The organism is Pseudomonas sp. PKS (assembly GCF_051913525.1).
Taxonomy (GTDB): Bacteria; Pseudomonadota; Gammaproteobacteria; order Pseudomonadales; family Pseudomonadaceae; genus Aquipseudomonas; species Aquipseudomonas guariconensis_D.
In genome coordinates this window covers 257,566-273,628 of sequence record NZ_JBEGDO010000004.1, presented here as the reverse complement: position 1 = coordinate 273,628, position 16,063 = coordinate 257,566, and the positions used below count along the sequence as shown (strand labels likewise).

Genomic DNA, 16,063 nt, shown 5'->3' with positions numbered 1-16,063 from the left:
CCTATGGCACATACCATCAAGAGCAAGAAGCAACTGCTGACCCGTGTGCGCAAGATCAAGGGCCAAGCCGCAGCCCTGGAAAGCGCGTTGGAGCAGGACAAGGACTGCTTGGCGATCCTGCAGCAGATCGCCGCCGTGCGAGGTGCGGTGAATGGGTTGATGGCAGAGGTGATGGAAGGGCACATTCGCGAGCATTTGGTGGCCGATGACCTGAGTGCCGAGCAGCGCCAGGAGGAGGCCGACAAGGTGGCCTCGCTGCTGCGCTCTTACCTCAAGTAACCAGTGTGGGGCTGCGTTGCGGCCCATCGCAGGCTTGGCAATTCGGCAAGCCCAGGCCGCAGTTCTGAATACCCCCTGGGGGTATTTTCTAGGCCCACCAGTACCGCACGAAGTGGAAGAACACTGGCGCCGCGAAGCACACCGAGTCCATGCGGTCTAGCATGCCGCCGTGGCCTTCGATCATGTGTCCCCAGTCCTTCACCCCGCGGTCGCGCTTGATCGCCGACATCACCAGCCCGCCAAAGAAACCCATGGCGTTGACCGTCAACGCCATCAGCGCCGCCTGCCAGAAGCTGAACGGGGTGATCCAGCACAACAAGGCGCCCACCAGGGTGGCCAGGGCCACGCCGCCGGCCAGCCCTTCGACGGTCTTGGAGGGCGACAGGTTGGGCGCCACCTTGCGTTTGCCGAACAGCTTGCCGCAGACGTACTGCAACACATCGCTGATCTGCACCACCAGGATCAGCCAAGCGATCAGCAGCAGGTTGCGGCCTTCATAACCGGGAATGTCCAAGGTCATCAATGCCGGCACCGAGGACAGGCAGTACACCGCGATCATCAACCCCCACTGCACCTTGGAGGCGCGCTCGAGAAAGCGCGTGGTATCGCCACCGAAGCTTGCCAGGATCGGCAGGAACAGGAACAGGTACACCGGGATGAAGATGCTGAACAAACCGTACCAGTCCATGGCGATCAACAGGTACTGCACCGGCAGCGCCACGTAGAAGGCCGCCACCAACGCTGGGTAATCGCTGCGCCGGGTGGGCGTGAGGGTCATGAACTCGCGCAGGGCATAGAACGAGACGAAGTAGAACAGCACGATCACGCCGTACTTGCCGAACACGAAGGCGATGCCGATCACCAGCACCATCACCCACCAGGCGTTGATGCGGGCGTTGAGGTTGTCGATCACGGCGTGCGGCGCGGGGCCGGCGCGCCATTTGAGCAGCCGGCCGATCACGCTGGCGAGCAGGAGCAGGGCGCCGATGCCGGCGAACAGGGAAAGGGTGTTGTCGTCCATCTCAGGCATCCTTCGGGGCCAGGTTCAGCAGGGCCTGGCGGGCCCGCTCGAGAAAGGCCTGCTTGCTCTCGTCGGGCAGCAGGTGCAGGGGTTCGCCGAAGCTCAGGGTGCACAGCAGCGGCAAGGGCAGGGCGCGGCCCTTGGGCATGACGCGGTTGAGGTTGGCGATCCACACTGGCACCAGTTCGATATCAGGGTGGGCCGAGGCCAGGTGGAACAGGCCGCTCTTGAACGGCAGCAGTGGCTCATCGCTGAGATTGCGGGTGCCTTCGGGGAAGAAGATCAGCGAATCGCCCTGGCCCAGGGCATCGAGCACCGGTTGCAGTGGGTTGTCGTTGGACTCGCCGCGCTGGCGGTCGATCAGCACGGCGTCGAACACGTTACGGATCAGAAAGTCCCGGATGCCCGGCTTGGCCCAGTAGTCGGCCCCGGCGACCGGGCGGGTGCGGCGGCGCAGTGGTTCGGGCAGCGAAGCCCAGAGCAACACGAAGTCGCCGTGGCTGCTGTGGTTGGCAAAATACAGGCGTTGCCTGGGGTGCGGCGTGCAGCCGAGCCAGAGGGCCCGGGCACCGGTGATCAGGCGTGCGGCAGAGGTGATGGCAAAGGCGGTCAGGGCGGCGAACATGGCGCGGTGGTTATCCGATGAAAGGGAGTATCAGCAGGGTAGTCAGGGCCAGCACGACTTGCGCGGCGAGACACAGCGCCTGGCGTCGCAGCAGGCCCAGCGCGCCTTGGCTGCGTGCGGGCCAGTCGCGTGCGTCGCGGGCGTGGGGCTTGAGGCTCAAGTCGAACAGGGCGCGATCCAGGGCCTGGGTGTCGGCTGTGAGGTCGGCGCTGGTGGCGAGCCGGGCGAACAGCGCGGCGTCCAGGGCTACGCGGATTGCCCAGTATTTGTGCAGCAGCCCCAGCCCCAGCCCCAGCAGCACTGCGCACACCGCACTGGCCAGCGGCGACAGGTGTGTCACCAGAGGTGCCAGGCCGTAGGCCAGGGCCAACAGGGTTATGCCATCGGACAAGCATTCGAGCTGTCGACCACGGCCCAGCAGGCTGGCCACCAGATGCAGGTTCATGGCTGGGCCTCCAGCTGTTCGAGTGCCAGGCGATGGCCGGGATGTAACACGACAGAGGGGCGGGCTTTGCGGATCAGCGCTTCGGCCTGGGTGACGCTGGCGCAACGGCCACTGTGCACCAGCCAGGCGGCCACAGCGCTGGCGCTGCGGGAGTAGCCCAGGGCGCAGCAGACCAGGACCGGGCCCTGCTGGCGTAGGCATTCGATGGCCTCGGCGGCCTGTCTGAGCAGGCTGGCATCCGGGACGATCAGGTCCAGGGTGGGCAGGCAGGTGTACTGTGTGGGCATCTGCATTGTCTGGCCCGGGCCATTCTCGGGTTTACCCGCGAAAGCGTCGGCACAGGCATAGCACGGCAGTTCAGCCGTCAGGTCCACCACGGCAGTGAACGAGGAGGCCGCGCCGGCTCCGGGAATGCGCCCCAGAAACACCCCATCGCACACCTCATCGGCTTGTGGCCGTTTGCGCGTCCAGATCCGCGAGTTGAGCCAGGCGCCCAACAGATACGGCGCCAGCAACCAGCTGGCGGCGTTGGACAACCGCCCATCTGCGCCTTTCTGGAAACCGTCGGCTCCGAACACGGCATAGTTCAGCGCCACCATCAGCAGCGAAACCGCCGGCCACAGCAGCCATAGCCAGGCGCCCGCCAACTGCAGCGCCAGCACCGTGCAAAACAGCGCACCGCCCCCGTAATACAGCGCAAGCCGCCAGCGTCGAGGATCACGGGCCAGGCGTGCTGCCTGCAGCGGCACCTCGCCCTCCCGCGGCCATAGCCAGACGCACACCAGCCCCGCCAGAGCCCCGGTGGGCAGATCGATGAAATGATGCTGCCAGGTGGTCAGCACCGATACCCCGATCAATGCCATCCAGCCATGCATCAGCCCGCGCCAAGGCTGGCGATGAACATGACGGGCAAACATTGTCCAGATGATCACCAACAGCGCGATGTGCAGTGACGGGGCCTGGTTGAAGGGCTTGTCGAACCCCATCAGCACATCGAACAGCCAACCGAACAGGCCGTCCAGCGCTGGGCGTTCGAAGGTAAAGCGCAGTGGCCACAGCAAGAAGCAGCCGACGCTGATCACTTGCGCGGTCAGCAGGGCCAGGGCATGGCGGTCCATCTCCCGGCGGGTGGTCGGCAACAGGAAGGACAACCCGTACAGCAGGTCGATCGACCAGTAGGGCACGATCGTCCACGGCCATAAAGGCGTTTGCCCCTCCCAGCCAAACACCAGGCTGCCGACGTCGTCGCGAGTGGCGGTATGGTTGTTGACCAGCCCGTAGCTGAGAAAGAAGAACGGCCCCAGCAGCAACAGCCAGAGCACGCCTCGGCGGATCAAGCCGGGTTCGCGGGCCATCAATCCACCCGTTGCGCCAGGCTGACACTGAAGATGCCCCACTCATCGATGCGCTGGGCGATCTTGCGAAAACCTGCTGCCTCCACCAACTGGTCCATCTCTACCTGGCTACGCCGACGCATCACCCAGGCCTGGCCATCGCGGTGGCTGGTCAAGGCGCGGGCGATCATCTCCAGTTGCGGGTGCCAGGGCTGGCCGGTGTACACGAGATAGCCGCCCGGCTGGACAGCATCGGCCAGGCCCGCCAGGGAACTGCCCACCAGGTCATTGCTGGCGAACAGCTCATAGAGGCCAGACACCACTGCCAGGGTCGGGTGCGGATCGAGACTGGCCAGGCTCTGGCGGTCGAAGGCATCGCCCTGGACGAAGCGGGCCACCTCGGTCAGGCCCTTCTCGGCGATCAAGGCGCTGCCTTGCTGGACGTTCAGCTCGCTGTAGTCGCGCAGCAGGATCGAGTCGGGCATCTGCTCCTGCAGCGCTTCGAGGATGTAGCGACCGTGGCCTGCCGCGATGTCGACGATGTGCACCGGGCGCTGCTGCTCGCGCAGGCGGCGGATGGCTTCGCGCAGCAGTTCTTCCACATGCAGCTTGCGTTGGCGGATGCCGCGCCAGCCGATGGCGTTGAGGTAGTTCTGGTCGATCAGCTCACCCAGCTTGCCTTTGCCGCTGGGCTGGTTGCGATACACGTAGTCCAAGGTGCTGCCCGAATCGAAGCCAGTGTCGAAGCCCAGCTTCACCCCCTCCGAGAAACCCTTGCCCAGGCCCAGCCCGGCACGGGTGGCACGCCAGTAGAGGTCGCGTGGCGAGTTGCGAGGTAGCGGCGCGGCCAGGCTTTCGGCTTCAGCGCAGCTGGGGCCGCTCTTGTCGGCATCGAGCAGTGAGGGCACCGGTGCGGGGGTATCGAAGCAGTGCGCAACGAAGCGCTGGATCCGCGCCAGGGCGTGGGCCCGGTCGCGCTCGCCGAGGGTGTCGTGGAAAAAGCCTGGGAGAACATGCATCTCCTTGCGCGCACTGCCCAGACGCTCGAAGAAGCGCTCCTGGGGTTTGCGTTCGACCACAAGGTCGGCGCCGGACACCAGCATCTGGGTCGGTACCTGGATCGCCTGGGCGTCGGCGACCACCCGATCGGCCGCTTCATACAGGCCCAGCAGCATGGTCACCGAGATCGGCCGACTGATCAGCGGGTCGGCCAGGTAGGACATGACCCGCTCCGGGTCGTGGGTCAGCAGGCGTGGCTTGACGTAGCTATTGACGAAGAAGTTGCCGCGCAATGCCTTGAGCAGCTTCAGGCCGGGGCGAGCGAACGGCACGTAGAGCTTGACCTTGAAGGCCGGCGAGGCCAGCACCAGGCAGCGCACTTTCGGCGCGTAGTCATGGGCCCAGGTCGCCACCAGCACCGCGCCCACGCTCTGGGCCAGTACCACCATGTCCGCCTCGGCAATGCCATGGCTGTCGCGGACATGCTCGATGAAGGTCTGCACGTCCCGCACGCTGGTGGCAAAGCCTGGGCTGTCGCCACGGGCACCGGGCGACTGGCCATGGCCCCGGGCGTCCCAGGCGAAGAAGTCGTAGCCGGGCATGTCCAGCTCGTCGGCCAGATGCGCCATGCGCCCGCCGTGTTCGTGGCCGCGGTGGAACATCACCACCGCCCGGCGTGGCTGGTACTCGTTGCGGGTGGCGGGCCAATAGCGGTAATGCAGCTCGACACCGTCATGGGTGGAGAAATGCAGCGATTGCGCTTGGCGCATGGCGAAGCTCCTTGTCCGGCGGCGAAGAGGTCAGCGAGTTTCGGCTAGGCCCTGGCGAACCCGGTTGTAGAGGGTATAGAGCGAGAGTGCGAGGATGACCAGCAGCAGGCCGTCGATCCACGCCGCACTCAGCACCCCGAAGGCGATCCCGGTGCCCAGCACGCCAAAGGCGAAGGCCCGGTCGCTCTTGCCCATGGGCCCGTCGTAGCGCCGCGAAGCCCCTGTCAGCGGACCCATCACCCCGGCGTACTCGCTGATGATCGCGCTCACGACCACCAGCACCACCAGCACTGGCGAGACGCCCGGCAACAGGGCGAAGGGCAGGTACAGCGCTGCATCGGCGACCACGTCACACAGCTCGTTGAGGTAGGCTCCAAGCTTCGATTGCTGGCCGAACTCCCGCGCCAGCATGCCGTCGACGGCATTGAGGGCCATGCGCAGCAGCATCCACACCGGCACCAGGATGAACAGCCCGGTCACATCGTGCTGCCAGGCCAGCAGCAGGCCCAGCAGTACCGACACCACGGCGGCTGCCACGGTGACTTGATTGGCGGTGACGCCCCGCGCGTACAGGCGCTTCACGCCGGGGCGCAACAGGGCCTGGAAACGGGGTTTGAGTTGATAGATCGACGGCACGTTGAACTCCCTTTCATGGCGCGACATGACCGGATTGTGGGGAATGAGCCTGGTGGGCGGCAAGGGGGACGTTGATTGATCTTCAGTGGCGCGCCATCCCGTGGTATCGGAGGGCTGCGGACGTTGGGGCAGGCGTGCCAGGACCGTGCAGGGTTCGCTGTGGGTCGAATCTCGATTATGCGGTTGGGGTGATTTCGATCAGGCCTGCGCAGGTTTCAGCCCGCCGCCAGTTGTTTTACCAAAGCGGCGGCATACCCTGGCAATGCTTCGAAATCCCGGGCGCACAGCAACAGTCGGCGGTTGGCCCAAGGCTCGGGCAGTGCGACCCAGCGCAGTGGCAACACCCCTTCCCAGCGTCGCACGGATGCCAACGGCACGACCGCTACCCCGGCGCCACCGGCAACCATGCGAATCACCCCGTCGAACCCTTCGGCCCGAACCCGGACCTGCATGCGCCGCCCTTCGCGCAGGGCCTGTTCCTCGAGATGCAGGGCCAGCGCGCTGTTGGCGCCCAGCCCGACATGGCCATGGGCGAGGCTGTCGATGAAGGTCGGCGTGGTCTGCTCGGCCAGGGGATGACCGATGGGCATCGCCAGCACCAGCGGGTCGTCGCGAAAGGGGCGAGTCTGCAGGTGCTCATTGGGCGCGGCGGTGGAGATGATGCCCAGGTCGGCCATGCCCTGGGTGATCGATTGCACGATGCGCAGGCTCGGCATTTCCTGAACATCGACGCTGACACCGGGATGGCCGCACAGATAGGCAGCCAGCAGTTCGGGCAGGTATTCGGTCAGCGCGGCGGTGTTGCACAACAGGCGCACCTGGCCATATTGGCCTTGGGTGTACTGGGCCAGATCGTATTGCAGGCGCTCGACCTGCTGGCTGATCAGTCGGGCATGCTGCAACAGCGCCTGGCCGGCGGGTGTGGGCAGCACGCCACGGCGATTGCGCTCCAGCAACGCGATGCCGAGCGAAGCTTCCATGGCGCGGATACGGGCACTGGCGGCGGGCAGCGACAGGTGGCTGCGGCGAGCGCCGGCGGTGATGTTGCCGCACTCGGCGGTGTGGCGGAACAGCTGGAGGTCGGTCAGGTCGAAGTGCATCAGCCTCTGTCCTGGCAAGAGTCTGGCTGAGTATATGGCAGATTTTCAGCCAAGCACCGAGGCGTCATCCTGGCGCCATGAAGACCTTCTTGGCGTTTTATCAGGATATGGGGCCGGCATTGTGGCTGCTGGTGACGATGACCTTTCTGCTGGCCGGCGCGGTCAAGGGGGTGATTGGCCTGGGCCTGCCGACCATCGCCATGGGCCTGCTCGGTCTGGCTATGGCACCGGCGCAGGCTGCTGCGCTGCTGATCCTTCCTTCCACCGTCACCAACCTCTGGCAGTTGGCCTCTGGTGGCCATTTACGGGGGTTGCTACGCCGACTGGGTCCGTTGTTGCTGATGATCCTGGCCGGCACCTTGATCGGCAGTGCCTGGCTGGGTATCGACAGTGGACCTTGGGCCGCTCATGCGCTGGGTGGGGCGTTGCTGTTGTATGCCGTGTACGGGCTATTGGGGCCGACGATGAAGGTGCGGCCGGCATGGGAACGGTGGCTGGGACCATTGTGTGGCCTGCTGACCGGCCTGGTGACGGCGGCGACGGGCGTGTTCGTGATGCCGGCGGTGCCTTACCTGCAAAGCCTGGGCTTGTCGCGTGACGAGATGGTCCAGGCCCTGGGCCTGTCGTTCACGGTGTCCACGCTGGCGCTGGCCTTGGGCCTGGCCGGTCAGGATGCCCTCGGCGGACAGGCGCTTGGCGCTTCACTGTTGATGTTGGTGCCCGCCTTGTTGGGGATGCTTGGCGGCCAGTGGTTGCGTCAGCGCATCAGCGCGCAGGTGTTCAAGCGCTGTTTTTTCATTGGGCTGGCGCTGCTGGGCGGGCACCTGCTGCTCAACGGCTAGCCGAGGAAGGGCTGAGCATCTCGATCAGCTGGATGTCGAAATCGCGCTCCAGGTAATCCATGCGCTGTTCGAAGAATGCGCGCATGTGCGGCAGGGCCGAATGCACATCCAGGTCGGCCTTGCTGGCCCAGACCTCATAGAACACGAACAGGCTGGGGTCCTGCTTGTCGCGCAGCATGTGGTATTCGATGCAGCCCGGCTCCTGGCGGCTCGGTTCGACATAGGCGCGGAACAACTGCTCGAACGCCTCGGCTTTTTCCGGGCGGGTCTTGGCTTTGAGAATGAAAGCGTATTGCTCGGTCATGGACTGGCCTCGTGGGTTAAAAGATGGGAAGAATTCTAAGGCAATAATGGGTGTGCAATTCGTGATTCGAGCGCAAATGTATTTTGCCGTTCGAGCGCTTTTTCTCAGCTTCCCGGATGCCTAATCTGCCGCCATCGAACTTGACGTGACCGGTGGCCGACAGCCTCGGGTCCCCTTATCGGAGGCTCCCATGAAAAAGATTCTTCTGCTCAACGGCGGCAAACGCTTCGCCCATTCCGACGGTCGTCTCAACACGACCCTGCACGAGGTTGCCCTGGCCCATCTGGACCGCGCAGGTTTCGACGTGAAGCAAACCTTCATCGATGGCGGCTACAACGTTCAGGAAGAAGTCGAGAAGTTTCTCTGGGCCGATGTCGTGATCTGGCAGATGCCCGGCTGGTGGATGGGCGCGCCGTGGACCGTCAAGCAGTACATCGATGAAGTCTTCACCGCAGGCCACGGCAGCCTGTACGCCAACGATGGCCGCACCCGCTCCGACGCCTCGCAGAAGTACGGCAGTGGTGGTCTGATCCAGGGCAAGCAGTACATGCTCTCGCTCACCTGGAACGCGCCACAGCAAGCCTTCGACGACCCGAGCGACTTCTTCGAGGGCAAGGGTGTGGATGCGGTGTACTTCCCGTTCCACAAGGCCAACCAGTTCCTGGGCATGACCGGCTTGCCGACCTTCCTGGCGGTGGACGTGATGAAGCGTCCGGATGTGCCGGCGGCGACGGCAGCCTATGAAGCTCACCTGGACAAGGTGTTCGGCAGGGCCCAGTGAGGGGCTAAGGCTGCATTGCAGCCCCTCGCAGGCTCGGTCAGCGCTCCAACGCGCGTTGGGAGCCGCCCAGGCCTGCGAGGGGTGTCTTGCGTGAATCCCCATCACCGGCTATCAATCACGGCATTCCCCGAGACAGGCCTGATACGTGAAAACCCGATCCGAAGAGCTCCAGGTATTCGTCGCTGTGATCGACTGCGGCTCGATTTCCGCCGCAGCCGAGCAGATCGGCCAGACCCCGTCGGCTGTCAGCCGCACGTTGTCACGGCTGGAGGGCAAGCTCGGCACCACCTTGGTCAACCGCACCACCCGGCGCATGGACCTGACCGAGGAAGGGCGTTTTTTCCTGGAGCGTTCACGGCGGATCCTCGAGCAGATGGACGACATGGAAGAGCACCTGTCGATGCACAACCAGACGCCTTCCGGGCGCCTGCGCATCAATGCCGCGGCGCCGTTCATGCTGCATGCCATCCTGCCGTGGATCGGTGAATTTCGTCGCCAGTACCCTGGGATCGAGCTGGAGCTCAACACGGACGATCTGATCATCGACCTGCTGGAGCAAAGCACTGACGTTGCCATCCGCATCGGCGATCTCGCTGACTCCAGCCTGCATGCCCGCGCCCTGGGGTGCAGCCCGATCCAGGTGCTGGCGAGCCCCGAGTACCTGGCCCGCCATGGCACGCCGGAAAAGGTCGAGGACCTGAACGCGCATTCGCTGCTTGGTTTTAGCCAGCCGGAGTCACTCAACCGCTGGCCGCTGCGCCATGCCCAGGGTGATTACTGGCAGATCCGTCCTAGTCTCATTGCCTCCAGCGGCGAAACCTTGCGTCAACTGGCCTTGGCGGGGGAGGGCATTGTCAGCCTCTCGCACTTCATGACCCACGAGGACATCCGCACCGGCCGCCTGCAGGTGGTGCTGGGCGATTTCAACAACGGTTATCGCCAGCCGATCCACGCGGTGTACTACCGCAATACCCAATTGGCCCTGCGCATCCAATGCTTTCTGGATTTCATCCAGAAGAAGCTGGCGATGTACGCCTGCTGAGTTGCCTGAACACGACAGGACCTGTGCAGGGGCGGCGCAATCTTCCCCGGGTGTTTGCTTAGTCGAACGGCTTCGGCCTTAATGACTGATCAACAAAAACAACACCAAGGAAGTGCGCATGCGTATCGTCATGTTCCAGTCCATGGCCCTCGGGGCCGCGATCCTGAGCTGTTCGTCCGCCTTTGCGGTCACCCTGGAGGGGGGCGCGGTGGCCGCGCCCGATCAATATGGCGCACAGGTGGCTGCCGACATCCTGAAAAAGGGTGGCAACGCGGTGGATGCCGCCGTGGCCACGGCCTTCACGTTGGCGGTGACCTACCCTGAAGCCGGCAACATCGGTGGCGGTGGCTTCATGACTCTGTTCGTCGATGGCAAGCCGTATTTCCTCGATTACCGCGAAGTGGCGCCCAAGGCGGCCAGTCGCAACATGTACCTCGACGAAAAAGGCGAGGTCATCGAGAACCTCAGCCTGGTCGGAGCCCGTGCCGCTGGTGTGCCAGGTACGGTGATGGGCCTTTGGGAGGCCCACAAGAAATTCGGCAAGCTGCCCTGGAGCGAACTGCTGACCCCCGCCATCGGCTATGCCAAGAACGGTTTCAAGGTCGCCCAGAAGCAGTACCAGTACCGCAACGATGCCCAAGGCATGTTCAAGACCGCCACCAACTTCAACGATTACTTCGGCAACATGAAAGTGGGCGAGCTGTTCAAGCAGCCTGAGCTCGCCCAGACCCTGGAGCGTATCGCCGACAAGGGCGTCAGCGAGTTCTACCAAGGCAAGACCGCCGACCTGCTGGTGGCGCAGATGCAGGCCGACAAGGGCCTGATCACCAAGGCCGACCTCAAGGATTACAAAGCCGTCTGGCGCCAGCCGATGGCGATCAGCTGGCGTGGCAATATTGTCTATACCGCACCGCCACCTAGCTCTGGCGGCGTGGCTCTGGCCCAGCTGCTGGGCATCAAGGAAGACCGCGCGGCGGACTTCAAGGGCGTGGCGCACAACTCGGCCAAGTACATTCACCTGCTTTCGGAGATCGAGAAGCGCGTGTTCGCCGACCGTGCCGACTACCTTGGTGACCCGGCTTTCACCAAGGTGCCGGTCGACCGGCTGATCGCCAAGGATTACCTGGCCAAGCGAGCCGCCCAGGTCAACCCGAACGCCATTTCCGACACCGACAAGGTCAAGCCGGGCCTGGAGCCGCACCAGACTACGCACTTCTCTATCGTGGACAAGCAGGGCAATGCGGTGAGCAACACCTACACCCTGAACCTGGATTACGGCAGTGGCGTGGTGGTCAAGGGCGCGGGCTTCCTGCTCAACGACGAAATGGACGACTTCAGCGCCAAGCCGGGCGCAGCCAACGCCTTCGGTGTGGTAGGCGGCGATGCCAATGCCATCGAGCCGGGCAAGCGCATGCTGTCATCGATGAGTCCAAGCCTGGTGACCCGTGACGACAAGGTGGCGCTGGTGCTTGGCACGCCCGGGGGATCGCGGATCTTCACCTCGATCTTCCAGGTGATGAACAACCTGTACGACTACGACATGCCGCTTGAGAAAGCCGTGGCGGCGCAGCGCGTGCATCACCAGTTGCTGCCCAAGGACACCCTCTATTTCGACAGCTATGCGCCACTGACCGGCCAGGTGGCCGATGAGCTGAAGAAGATGGGCTATGTGCTGGAGGACCAGGGCTGGGAGATGGGCGACATCCAGGCGATCCGGGTGACCGGCGAGAAGCTCGAGACTGCCTCTGACCCGCGTGGGCGGGGGGTAGGGATGATCGTGAAGTAAGCCAGTGGTGAGTCAGGTCATGCAAGGTTGCCTGGCCTGACGCATTCGCGGGTAAACCCGCTCCCACAGGGTTGGGCTGCGCTCAAGGGCGCCGCCAAACCTGTGGGAGCGGGTTTACCCGCGAAGAGGGCTATGCAAATGTGAGGTCAGACACGGAACTGGCTGACCAGTGCCTGCAGATGCCCACCCAGACGTGCCAGCTCGACGCTCGAAGCCGCAGTCTCGTCGCTTGCGGTCGCGGTCTGCTCGGACACATCACGCACATTCAGGATGCTGCGGCTGATTTCCTCGGCCACGGCGCTCTGCTGCTCGGCGGCGGCGGCGATCTGCTGGTTCATCGACTGGATGTTCGACACCGTGCGGGTGATGTTCTCCAGCGAAGCGCCAGCCTTGCGCGCCAGCTCAACGCTGCTGTCGGTCAGGCTGCGGCTGTCATTCATCACATCAGCCACTTGCTGGGTGCCATTCTGCAGGCTGGCCACCAGCCCTTCGATTTCCTCGGTGGACTGTTGGGTGCGTTGAGCCAGGCCGCGGACTTCATCGGCGACCACCGCAAAACCACGGCCGGCCTCACCGGCGCGGGCGGCTTCGATGGCGGCGTTCAGCGCCAGCAGGTTGGTCTGCTCGGCCACCGATTTGATTACGTCCATGACGCTGCCGATCTTCTGGCTTTCCTGCTGCAGCAGGCTCATGGCTTCGGTGGAGCGGTGCACTTCCGAGGCCAGGCGCTCGATCTGGCTGATCGCCTCGCCTACCACACGATCACCTGCACGGGCTTCTTCATCGGCGCCCGTCGCGGCATGGGACGCTTGCTCGGCGTTGCGTGCCACTTCCTGTACGGTGGCGGCCATTTCGTGCATGGCGGTGGCGACTTGGTCGGTCTCGACTTTCTGGTTGTTGGCGCCGGCGCTGGTCTGCTCGGTCACCGCCGACAGTTCCTCGGCGGCACTGGCGATCTGGGTGACGCCATCGCGGATGCCGGTGATCAACTCGCGCAGGGTCGTGCCCATGCGCGCGATGCCTTGCTGCAGCGCGCCGAGTTCGTCGCGGCGTGTGACGCGCAGGTTCTGGGTCAGGTCGCCATTGGCGATTTTTTCCACCACGTCCATCGTCTCGCGCAGGGGGCGGGTGATCTGGCGGGTGATGAGGAATGCCGCCAGCACGCCGACCAGCAGTGCCAGCACGGTGGCGATGGTCTGCAGGCTGCGGGCCTGGGCGCTTTCGCTGTCGCGACGGTCCAGTTGGATCTGGTACAGCTGGTCGCTGCGTTTGACGATGTCGGCGCCTTCGACGGTCATTTCCGCACGGGCCACGCCGACTTCGGCGTTGGCATCGCGGAACTGACGCAGCGCATCGCGGTAGCCGGTCATGGCCGACTCGAACGCCTGGATTCGGGCAGTTTCGCCAGGCAACTGGCGCTTGAGGTTGTCGATCTCCACCAAGGTTTTTTCAACCTGACGGGTGACGGTCTGTTCTGCATCGCTGGTGAGGTCCGCGATGTAGCTGCGCACGTCCAGGCGCAGTTGGACCAACTGTTCCTTGGCCTGGCTGATGGCCAGGAACTGCTGGAGGGTGGCCGTGTCGCCAGAAGTGCGCGCCAAGGCGTCTCGGCTGACGGCCTCGATGGCGGCGAGCGCCTCGCTGGCCTGGCGGGCGGTCTGGTTCATGGCTTCTCGCGCGGCGAGGCCGGTTTTGTAGGCCTTGCGCATCTTCTCCAGCGAGACCCAGTACTGGGCGATGGTCTCGCCCTGCTCGCGTAGCAGCTTGAGGTTTTCGGGGCTCTTGAAGGTATTGACCAGATGCTGTTGCTGCGCACCGAAGGCATCGAGCTTGTTCAGCACGTTGGCGGCCGAGGTGTCGTCGCCGTTGGTCAGCATGTACTGCAGGCGCGCCACGCGCAGGTTGGTCAGGTCACTGTTGAGCTTGGTGATGTCGCTCATCCAGTTGCTGCGGTCGATCAGGCTGCCCAGGCTGGTCCAGCCGGTCAGGGCCAGAAGCCCGGTCAGAAGCAGGACCAGGCCGAAGCCCAATCCGAGTTTGAGGTTGACACTGATATTGGCAAACCAGCTGTTCATGGCACGCTCTCCAGAAAATTGATTTTCGCTCGCTTGATCTCCAATCGCTGGGCATTGTTGTTGTCGGCGCCCGCTGATTCATGTGAGGAGTTATCGGCAAGGTAGGGCGAAGCTGAAACGCTTTTTCAGCGGATTTGTAACCTACTGAAAACGTTTGCGTTTTGGAGATGGCAGAAGGCTGCGATGGGCCGCAGAGCGGCCCTGTCTGTCAGAGGCTACGTGAGCCGAAGGTATCGCAGCGGTTCACGTCCCCGCTGGAGAAGCCGGTCTTGAACCAGCGCACCCGCTGCTGCGAGGTGCCATGGGTGAAGGAGTCCGGCACCACGCGCCCTTGGCCTTGCTGCTGGAGGCGGTCGTCGCCGATGGCGTTGGCGGCGTTGAGGGCTTCTTCCACATCGCCGGGTTCGAGCCAGTTCAGGCGCTTTTGCGCCTGGTAGGCCCAGACGCCTGCCAGGCAATCGGCCTGCAGCTCCTGGCGCACCAACAGGCCGTTGTCGCCCTCCATGCGTTGGCCGTTGCGCCGCGCCGCGTCGACCTTGGCCGAGACGCCAAGCAAGGTCTGCACATGATGGCCGATCTCGTGGGCGATCACATAAGCCTGGGCAAAGTCACCGGCGGCGGCAAAACGGGTTTCCATCTCGCGGAAGAAGGTCATGTCCAGATACACCCGCTGGTCTGCCGGGCAGTAGAACGGCCCGACCGCCGAGGAGGCGAAACCACAGGCGGAGTTCACCTGGCCACTGAACAGCACCAGTTTGGGATCGCGGTACTGCTTGCCGGCCTGGGCGAACAAGGCCTTCCAGGTATCCTCGGTGTCGCCTAGGATCGAGGCGACGAACTCGGCCTGCTCGTCATGGGCCGGTGGCGCCTTGCCGCCTGCGCCCGACGGCGCCTGTTGCTGCTGTTGCTCCATCTGGCCGGCGAGTTGGCCGAGGATCTGCAGCGGGTCCTGCCCGGTGATCCAGCCGATGCCGACGATCAGCAAGATGGCGCCGAGCCCCAGCCCTTTGCCACCGCCAAAGCGCATGCCGCCGCCACCGCCTTCACCTCGGGCATCGACCACATTGTCGCTGCGTCGGCCTTTTCGCCATTCCATGTAATGTTCTCCGGAGCTTGAAACATGAGCTCAAAGATTAGTTCAGGGCTGTTTCGGGTGTCAGCCAATCTGCAGATACATAACCATATGGTTATGTGTTGTGGCGTTGTTTTCAATGTTCATGCCCCGTGACCTATCTGAAACTGCATGCCCACCTGCCACGCACAGGTGCCCGACAATTCCAAGAGAGGAACACGGCATGCCCGTCCAGGACACCAGCCGCTTCGTGATCCGTGATCGCAACTGGCACCCCAAAGCCCTCACGCCTGACTACAAGACCTCCGTGGCCCGCTCGCCACGCCAGGCGCTGGTCAGCATCCCGCAGTCGATCAGCGAAAGCACCGGGCCGGACTTTTCCCACCTAGGCTTCGGCCCTCACGACAACGATCTGTTGCTCAACTTCAACCACGGCGGTCTGCCGATCGGTGAGCGCATCATCGTCGCAGGCCGGGTGGTCGACCAGTACGGCCAGCCGGTGCCCAACACCTTGGTTGAGATGTGGCAAGCCAACGCCGGTGGCCGTTACCGCCACAAGAATGACCGCTACCTGGCGCCGCTGGACCCGAACTTCGGTGGTGTCGGCCGCAGCCTGACCGACCGTGACGGCTACTACAGTTTCCGCACCATCAAGCCAGGGCCTTATCCGTGGCGCAATGGCCCCAACGACTGGCGCCCGGCGCACATCCACGTGTCGGTCAGTGGCCCGTCGATCGCCACCCGCTTGATCACCCAGCTGTACTTCGAAGGCGACCCGCTGATCCCGCTGTGCCCGATCGTCAAGTCGATCGCCAACCCCGACGCGGTGCAGCGCCTGATCGCCAAGCTCGACATGAGCAACGCCAACCCCATGGACTGCCTGGCGTATCGCTTCGACATCGTGCTGCGCGGCCAGCGCAAGACCCACTTCGAAAACTGCTGAGGACCCCGT

The 16,063-nt window shown here is 64.0% G+C and carries 16 protein-coding genes and 1 pseudogene; 6 read left to right on the top strand and 11 right to left on the bottom strand.

Annotated elements, in window-relative coordinates; genetic code table 11:
* The first annotated feature begins 3 nt into the window (after nt 1-3).
* Complete coding sequence (locus tag ABOA88_RS06900; RefSeq protein ID WP_043208377.1) at nt 4-279, top strand: metal/formaldehyde-sensitive transcriptional repressor; 276 nt, start codon at nt 4-6, stop codon at nt 277-279.
* A gap of 88 nt (nt 280-367) precedes the next feature.
* Here the strand turns inward: ABOA88_RS06900 and ABOA88_RS06895 are convergent, their stop codons facing one another.
* The 7 genes from ABOA88_RS06895 to ABOA88_RS06865 all read right to left on the bottom strand — a co-directional run bounded on the left by ABOA88_RS06895 (nt 368) and on the right by ABOA88_RS06865 (nt 7,209).
* Entirely contained in the window at nt 368-1,300 is a 933-nt protein-coding gene (locus tag ABOA88_RS06895) for a phosphatidate cytidylyltransferase (RefSeq protein ID WP_070576767.1), read from the bottom strand.
* Nucleotide 1,301: 1 nt separating this feature from the next.
* The gene (locus tag ABOA88_RS06890; RefSeq protein WP_196169827.1) at nt 1,302-1,925 is read right to left on the bottom strand and encodes a lysophospholipid acyltransferase family protein; all 624 of its coding nucleotides are present in this window, start codon (nt 1,923-1,925) and stop codon (nt 1,302-1,304) included.
* Between the two features lie 10 nt (nt 1,926-1,935).
* On the bottom strand, nt 1,936-2,370 hold the full coding sequence (locus tag ABOA88_RS06885) for a hypothetical protein (RefSeq protein ID WP_367851334.1): 435 nt from the start codon (nt 2,368-2,370) through the stop codon (nt 1,936-1,938).
* The gene (locus ABOA88_RS06880; protein WP_367851335.1) at nt 2,367-3,725 is read right to left on the bottom strand and encodes a phosphatase PAP2/dual specificity phosphatase family protein; all 1,359 of its coding nucleotides are present in this window, start codon (nt 3,723-3,725) and stop codon (nt 2,367-2,369) included. The genes ABOA88_RS06885 and ABOA88_RS06880 overlap by 4 nt, the downstream gene beginning before the upstream one ends.
* Nucleotides 3,725-5,473, bottom strand: coding sequence for a bifunctional alpha/beta hydrolase/class I SAM-dependent methyltransferase (locus ABOA88_RS06875; protein ID WP_196169824.1), 1,749 nt, complete (start codon nt 5,471-5,473; stop codon nt 3,725-3,727). The genes ABOA88_RS06880 and ABOA88_RS06875 overlap by 1 nt, the downstream gene beginning before the upstream one ends.
* A gap of 30 nt (nt 5,474-5,503) precedes the next feature.
* Nucleotides 5,504-6,109, bottom strand: a complete 606-nt coding sequence (locus ABOA88_RS06870) for a CDP-alcohol phosphatidyltransferase family protein (RefSeq protein ID WP_367851403.1) — start codon at nt 6,107-6,109, stop codon at nt 5,504-5,506.
* Nucleotides 6,110-6,324: 215 nt separating this feature from the next.
* Complete coding sequence (locus tag ABOA88_RS06865) at nt 6,325-7,209, bottom strand: LysR substrate-binding domain-containing protein (protein ID WP_196169823.1); 885 nt, start codon at nt 7,207-7,209, stop codon at nt 6,325-6,327.
* 77 nt (nt 7,210-7,286) lie between these two features.
* Here ABOA88_RS06865 and ABOA88_RS06860 point away from each other — a divergent pair, with 77 nt between their 5' ends.
* The gene (locus ABOA88_RS06860) at nt 7,287-8,051 is read left to right on the top strand and encodes a sulfite exporter TauE/SafE family protein (RefSeq protein WP_196169822.1); all 765 of its coding nucleotides are present in this window, start codon (nt 7,287-7,289) and stop codon (nt 8,049-8,051) included.
* Here ABOA88_RS06860 and ABOA88_RS06855 read toward each other — a convergent pair.
* Complete coding sequence (locus ABOA88_RS06855) at nt 8,041-8,355, bottom strand: putative quinol monooxygenase (RefSeq protein ID WP_196169821.1); 315 nt, start codon at nt 8,353-8,355, stop codon at nt 8,041-8,043. The two genes, ABOA88_RS06860 and ABOA88_RS06855, sit on opposite strands and share 11 nt — an antisense overlap.
* Nucleotides 8,356-8,545: 190 nt before the next feature.
* On the opposite strand from ABOA88_RS06855, the gene ABOA88_RS06850 reads away from it, so the two are divergent.
* From ABOA88_RS06850 to ggt, 3 genes are all read left to right on the top strand, one after another.
* A complete protein-coding gene (locus tag ABOA88_RS06850) occupies nt 8,546-9,136 on the top strand; it encodes an NAD(P)H-dependent oxidoreductase (protein ID WP_196169820.1) in 591 nt (196 codons plus the stop codon).
* Between the two features lie 145 nt (nt 9,137-9,281).
* Complete coding sequence (locus ABOA88_RS06845) at nt 9,282-10,178, top strand: LysR family transcriptional regulator (protein WP_196169819.1); 897 nt, start codon at nt 9,282-9,284, stop codon at nt 10,176-10,178.
* Nucleotides 10,179-10,296: 118 nt separating this feature from the next.
* Nucleotides 10,297-11,964, top strand: a complete 1,668-nt coding sequence (ggt, locus tag ABOA88_RS06840) for a gamma-glutamyltransferase (RefSeq protein WP_196169818.1) — start codon at nt 10,297-10,299, stop codon at nt 11,962-11,964.
* A gap of 146 nt (nt 11,965-12,110) precedes the next feature.
* Here the strand turns inward: ggt and ABOA88_RS06835 are convergent, their stop codons facing one another.
* The 3 genes and pseudogenes from ABOA88_RS06835 to ypfJ all read right to left on the bottom strand — a co-directional run bounded on the left by ABOA88_RS06835 (nt 12,111) and on the right by ypfJ (nt 15,135).
* Complete coding sequence (locus ABOA88_RS06835) at nt 12,111-12,974, bottom strand: methyl-accepting chemotaxis protein (protein ID WP_419183386.1); 864 nt, start codon at nt 12,972-12,974, stop codon at nt 12,111-12,113.
* Nucleotides 12,966-13,904, bottom strand: a pseudogene (locus tag ABOA88_RS06830) (methyl-accepting chemotaxis protein); the annotation flags it as partial. The pseudogene ABOA88_RS06830 and the gene ABOA88_RS06835, both read right to left, overlap by 9 nt.
* 343 nt (nt 13,905-14,247) lie before the next feature.
* Nucleotides 14,248-15,135, bottom strand: coding sequence for a KPN_02809 family neutral zinc metallopeptidase (ypfJ, locus tag ABOA88_RS06825; protein WP_196169816.1), 888 nt, complete (start codon nt 15,133-15,135; stop codon nt 14,248-14,250).
* A gap of 199 nt (nt 15,136-15,334) precedes the next feature.
* On the opposite strand from ypfJ, the gene pcaH reads away from it, so the two are divergent.
* Entirely contained in the window at nt 15,335-16,054 is a 720-nt protein-coding gene (gene pcaH, locus ABOA88_RS06820; protein ID WP_196169815.1) for a protocatechuate 3,4-dioxygenase subunit beta, read from the top strand.
* Nucleotides 16,055-16,063 lie beyond the last annotated feature (9 nt).